3 protein-coding genes and 1 pseudogene are annotated in these 5,466 nt (G+C 70.3%); 1 reads left to right on the forward strand and 3 read right to left on the reverse strand.

Annotated elements, in window-relative coordinates:
• Both JNW89_RS26330 and JNW89_RS26335 read right to left on the reverse strand, forming a co-directional pair.
• Positions 1-1,154: pseudogene (locus JNW89_RS26330) on the reverse strand (hypothetical protein); the annotation flags it as partial.
• 304 nt (positions 1,155-1,458) lie between these two features.
• The gene (locus JNW89_RS26335; protein WP_238451009.1) at positions 1,459-2,940 is read right to left on the reverse strand and encodes an aminopeptidase P family protein; all 1,482 of its coding nucleotides are present in this window, start codon (positions 2,938-2,940) and stop codon (positions 1,459-1,461) included.
• Positions 2,941-3,050: 110 nt separating this feature from the next.
• Between JNW89_RS26335 and asnB the strand changes: the two genes are divergently transcribed.
• Positions 3,051-5,012 (forward strand): asparagine synthase (glutamine-hydrolyzing), encoded by a 1,962-nt coding sequence (gene asnB, locus JNW89_RS26340; protein ID WP_238451012.1) that lies wholly within the window; start codon positions 3,051-3,053, stop codon positions 5,010-5,012.
• A gap of 110 nt (positions 5,013-5,122) precedes the next feature.
• On the opposite strand, the gene JNW89_RS26345 is transcribed toward asnB, so the two are convergent.
• On the reverse strand, positions 5,123-5,466 hold a 344-nt coding region (locus JNW89_RS26345), incomplete at its 5' end, for a cellulose binding domain-containing protein (RefSeq protein ID WP_238451011.1).

Raw genomic sequence — 5,466 nt, forward strand, 5'->3', positions numbered from 1 at the left:
CTTGTCGTGGGAGACCAGTCGTGGTGGTCGGAGGATCCGGTGACCTTGAGGACGCCGAGGTTGAAGATGCCGCCGCCGTTCTCCTGGGCGTGGTTGTTCTCCACCTCGCTGTCCTCGAGGTCGACGCGGCCGAAGTTGGCGATGGCGCCGCCGTTGCCCTCGGCGTTGTTGCGGGTCAGCGTGACCTTCTTCAGGTGCGCGCTACCGCCGCGCTCGACCAGCAACGCACCGCCGTCGGCCTCGAGGTCCTTGTCGTCCTTGCCGTTCTTGTCGTCCTTGCCGTTCTTGTCGTCCTTGCCGTTCTTATCGTCCTTGCCGTTCTTGTCGTCCTTGCCGTCCTTGCCCCACGGCCCGCCCTGCATGCCTTGGGCTCCCTGCGCGCTCTGGGCATCCTGGGCTCCCTGCCCGCCCTGCGCAGCCGGGGCGCCCTGCGGTCCACCCGGTCCACCCGGTCCACCGGGTCCGCCCGGTCCACCGGGTCCACCGGGTCCGCCCGGTCCGCCGGGTCCCCCGGGGCCCTGGTCGCCGCCGTACTTGAACTCGGAGGCGTTGCCGCCCTTGAGCGTGACGTCCTTCAGGGTCAGGTCGCCGCCGTCGGCGACCCGGAACAGCCGGAACGTCTGCTCGGAGTCCCGCTTGATCGTGGAGCCCTCACCCTTGATGGTGATCTCCTGCTTGATCGTCGGCAGGCCCGTGCCGGACTTCCGGTCGTGCCCGTCCAGCTCGTAGGTGCAGTCCTTGGCCAGCTTCAACGTGCCACCGTGATCCCGGTTCGCCAGATCGACAGCCTCGATCAGCTTCTCGTCGTCACAGGGCACCTCCCGCACCCGACCGTGCTCGTCACGATCCCGGTCCTTGTCCCGGTCCCGGCGGTCCTCGCCCCTGTCCCGGTCGTCGTGTCCCTTGCCCTTGTCGTTGCGCTTGTCGGAGTCCGGGCCCGCATCGCTGACGTTCTGCTTCGGGGCCGCCTGCGAGTCGCTGGCCCGCTGCGGGTCGTCGGAGTTGTCGTTGCGGGCGGCCAGCCCGCCCAGTGCCGCCAGGCCGACGACGCCGGTCAGGCCGGCCACGCCGGTGGCGACCCACAGCTTGCGTCGCCTAGTCGACGACAGGGCCGAAGGGGCCCCGCCGTCGGGAGTCGTTAGGTCGTTGGACATCAGAGCCTTCCGCCCTTTCCTGCTACCAGACGGGCTCGTACCATCCTGAGCGGCACGAGCAGCTACAAATGGGTTGCAGCCTGTTATCCACACCGTATGAGAAGGATCCTCGCGACGCGGACGTATACGAGAAAACCCCGCATTTCCCTCACATCGGGCGGGTGGGCGCAGCAGGGCGCAAGGTCGCGAAGAAGGCGGAAGAAGGTGGTGAGCAGCGCAAACAGCGGCGGGCCCCGCCACCGGTGCCGTGACGACGAAAACGTCGCAGACACCGACGGCGGGGCCCGCCGGGGGTCGTACCGGGTCAGCCGGGCAGGCGCGGACCCGCCTCGCGCTGCTCGGCCAGCCAGGTCTCCACCTCGTCCGAGCGGCGGGGCAGACCGGCCGAGAGGTTCACCGCGCCGGTGGCGGTGACCAGGATGTCGTCCTCGATCCGCACGCCGATGCCGCGCAGCTCCTCCGGGACCAGCTCGTCCTCGGGCTGGAAGTACAGCCCCGGCTCCACGGTCAGCACGTAGCCCTCGCCGAGCGGGCCGTCGCGGTAGTGCTCCTTACGCGCGTTGGCGCAGTCGTGCACGTCGATGCCGAGCATGTGGCTGGTGCCGTGCAGCGTCCACCGGCGGTAGACCGTCGACGCCGGGTCCATCGCCTCGTCCACGCTCACCGGGAGCAGGCCGAGGTCCTTGAGCGCCTCGGCGAGGACCCGCATCGCGGTCAGGTGGACCTCCCGGAACGGCACCCCGGGCTTGATGATGTCGATGCCGGCCTGCTGGGCGGCGTACACCGCGTCGTAGACCTGACGCTGCAACGGGGTGAACCGGCCGTCGACCGGCAGCACCCGGGTGACGTCGGCGGTGTAGAGGTTGCGGTTCTCCACGCCCATGTCCATCAGCAGCAGCTCACCCGGGCGGGTGGCGCCGTGGTTGTGCACCCAGTGCAGGATCGTGGCGTGCTCGCCGGCGCCGACGATGGAGCCGTACCCGACGTCGTTGCCGTCGTGCCGGGCGCGCAGCGCGAAGATCCCCTCCAGCAGCCGCTCGGAGACCCCGCGGTCCGCCGGCAGCGCCCGGGCCACGTCCTCGAAACCGCGTACGGTCGCGTCGACGGCCTCCTGGAGCTGGGCGATCTCCCACTCGTCCTTGACCAGCTTCAGCTCGGAGATCGCGATGGCCAGCTCGCGGTCGCGGGCCGGCTGGCCGTCGGCGCGAGGGCCGTCCCAGGGCCGCACGGCCGCGTCCACCCGGCCGTCGAAACCGCGCAACACCCGGGTACGCCCCGGCGCCAGCCCGGCCAGCGCCGCGTCCAGTTCGGCGAGGTCCTCGGTCGGCAGGCCCAGCTCGGTCGACTTCTCCGCCAGGGTGTGCCGCCGGCCCACCCACAGCTCGCCGTGCCGGCTACGGAAGAACTCGTCGGTCTTCCGCGAGGACCGGGGACGCATGTACAGCGTGGCGTCGTGCCCGGAGCCGTTCGGGCGCAGCACGAGCACGCTGTCCGGGTCGTGGTCGCCGGTCAGGTAGGCGAAGTCGCTGCCCGGCCGGAACGGGTGGTCGGTGTCGTTGGCGCGTACCTTCTCGGTGCCGGTGGGGATGACCAGCGTCTCGCCCGGGAACGCCGCCGAGAGCGCGGCCCGGCGCTTGGCGTGGTTGGGCACCTCGGGACGCGGGCCGACCGGCAGCGTGGTGTCCCGCCAGCCCTGGCGCATGAAGTCCAGGAACGCCTGCGGGAAATCCGGGTCGTGCGATTCGGTGCCGTCCGCCGGCTTTCCGCTCGTCCGGTCCTCGGTCATGGTCCGCTCCTTCCGCCTCGTCGCTGGTCCAGACGGTACCCGCCCGGTCCCGGCCGGAAGAGCCTGCGGTGCCGCGACGGCCGCTTCACGCGCGTGGAAAGATGACCACCATGTGCGGACTCCTGGCCTTCTTCAGTGCGCGCGGCGACGCCGCCGCTCACCGCGACAACATCGCCGGGGCGTTGGAATGCCTGCACCACCGCGGCCCGGACGAGACCGGTGTCGAGGTGGTCGGGGACGCCTCCGGCCGGTACGCGGACGGGGTGTTCGCGCACAAGCGCCTGGCGATCATCGACGTGGCCTCCAGCCACGAACCGCTGCCGTACGCCGACGGCCGCTACCTGCTCACCTTCAACGGTGAGATCTACAACTACATCGAGCTGCGCGACGAGCTGGTGCGGACCTACGGCGCCCAGTTCGCCACCGCCGGCGACGGCGAGGTGATCGTCGCCGGCTACCACTACTGGGGCGAGCAGGTGCTCACCCGGCTGCGCGGCATGTTCGCCTTCGTCATCTGGGACCGGCAGGAGCGGCGTGCCTTCGGCGCCCGCGACTACTTCGGCATCAAGCCGCTGCACTACCTGGAGACCGCCGACGGGCTCTACCTCGCCTCGGAGAAGAAGGCGCTGCTGCCCTTCGCGCACTCGAACTACGAGGGCGACGCCGGCATCGACACGGCCAACCTGAGCCACTACCTGACCCTCCAGTACGTTCCGGAGCCCGGCACCCTGCACAAGGGGATCCGGCGGATCGGCTCGGGGGAGTACCTGACCTGGAGCCCGGGCGGGCGCATCGACGTGCGCCGGTGGTACCGGCCGGTGTTCCACCCCGCCCCGGTCGCCGACGAGCAGCGGCTCTACCAGGAGATCCGGGAGACGCTGCGGGAGAGCGTCCGGATGCACATGCGCTCGGACGTGCCGGTCGGCTCGTTCCTGTCCAGCGGGATCGACTCGACCGCGGTGGTGGCCCTGGCCCGGGAGTTCAACCCGAACATCCTCACCTTCACCGTCGGGTACGACGTGCCCGGCTACTCCGAGATCGACGTGGCCCAGGAGTCGGCCCGGCATCTCGACGTGACCACGATCCCGACCAAGATCGGGCCGCAGGACATGATCGACGCCCTGCCGAAGATCGTCTGGCACCTGGACGACCCGGTGGCCGACCCGGCGCTGGTGCCGCTCTACTTCGTGGCCAAGAAGGCCGCCGAGCACGTCACGGTGGTCCTCTCCGGCGAGGGCGCGGACGAGTTCTTCGGCGGGTACACGATCTACCGGGAGCCGCTCTCCCTCGGCGCGGTCAACGGCCTGCCGGGCGGGATGCAGAAGGGCCTGCGCGCGGTCTCCAAGGCGATCCCGCAGGGGGTCAAGGGCAAGAGCTTCCTGGAGCGCGGCACCACCCCGATCGAGCAGCGCTACTACGGCAACGCCCGAATGTTCACCGAGGAGGAGAAGCAGCACCTGCTTCGCCGCTACGACCCCTCGGTGCGCTACACCGACGTGACCGCGCCGATCTACGCCGAGTGCACCGAACTCGACGACGTCACCAAGATGCAGTACGTCGACCTCTACACCTGGCTGCGCGGCGACATCCTGGTCAAGGCCGACCGGATCTCGATGGCCCACTCGCTGGAGGTGCGGGTGCCCTTCCTCGACCGGGCGGTCTTCGACGTGGCCGCCGGCATCCCGGTCGACCTGAAGCTTCCGCCCCGCTCGGACGCCACCAAGTACGCCATGCGCCAGGCGTTGCAGGGCGTGGTGCCGCCGGCCATCGTCAACCGGAAGAAGCTGGGCTTCCCGACCCCGACCCGGGTCTGGCTGCGCGGCGAGATGTACGAGTGGGCCCGGCACGTGCTGGCCACCTCCGGCGCGGGCGACCTGATCGACCTGTCGTACGCGATGCGGCTGCTGGACGAGCACAAGCGGGAGGAGGCGGACCACTCCCGCAAGGTGTGGACCGTGCTGATCTTCTGCATCTGGCACGCCATCTTCGTGGCCAAGACCCTCGACCCCGGCATCCAGCGCAACCAGTCCGCCCTGCTCACCAAGCCCGTGGTCGGCTCCATGGTCCGCTGACGGCCGGGGCCCTCGCGCGCCCCGTGCGGGCCACCGCCGTTGATCAAGAGGTTTGCGTCGACCGGAGTCCGCTCCGGCGACGCAAACCTCTTGATCGTTTCAGCGGACTGTCAGCGGCCGGAGCAGGTGACGGTGGGCAGGGTGTTGGCGCCGGTGGTGGTCGCGGTGAAGCCGAACGTGGTGGTGCCCTCGGGAGCGATCGTGCCGTTCCAGGCCGCGTTGGCGACCGTCACCGCCGATCCGGAGGAGCTCACCGTGCCGTTCCAGAGGCTGCTGATCGACTGACCGCTGGGCCACGTCCAGCCGGCCACCCAGCCGCCGTACGTCCGCGCGCTGTGATTCATGATCATGACCTCGCCCTGGAACCCGCCGGGCCAGGAGTTGAGCACCTTGTAGACCGCCATGCAGTCGCCGCCCGGCGGCGGCGTGGTCGGGCTCGACGGCGGCGTGGTGG

Source organism: Micromonospora sp. 4G55, from assembly GCF_016803375.1.

Excerpts from the sequence above, each read along its gene's own strand:
- JNW89_RS26335 (WP_238451009.1), bottom strand. The coding sequence starts at position 2,940 with ATGACCGAGGACCGGACGAGCGGAAAGCCGGCGGACGGCACCGAATCG.
- asnB (WP_238451012.1), top strand. The coding sequence starts at position 3,051 with ATGTGCGGACTCCTGGCCTTCTTCAGTGCGCGCGGCGACGCCGCCGCT.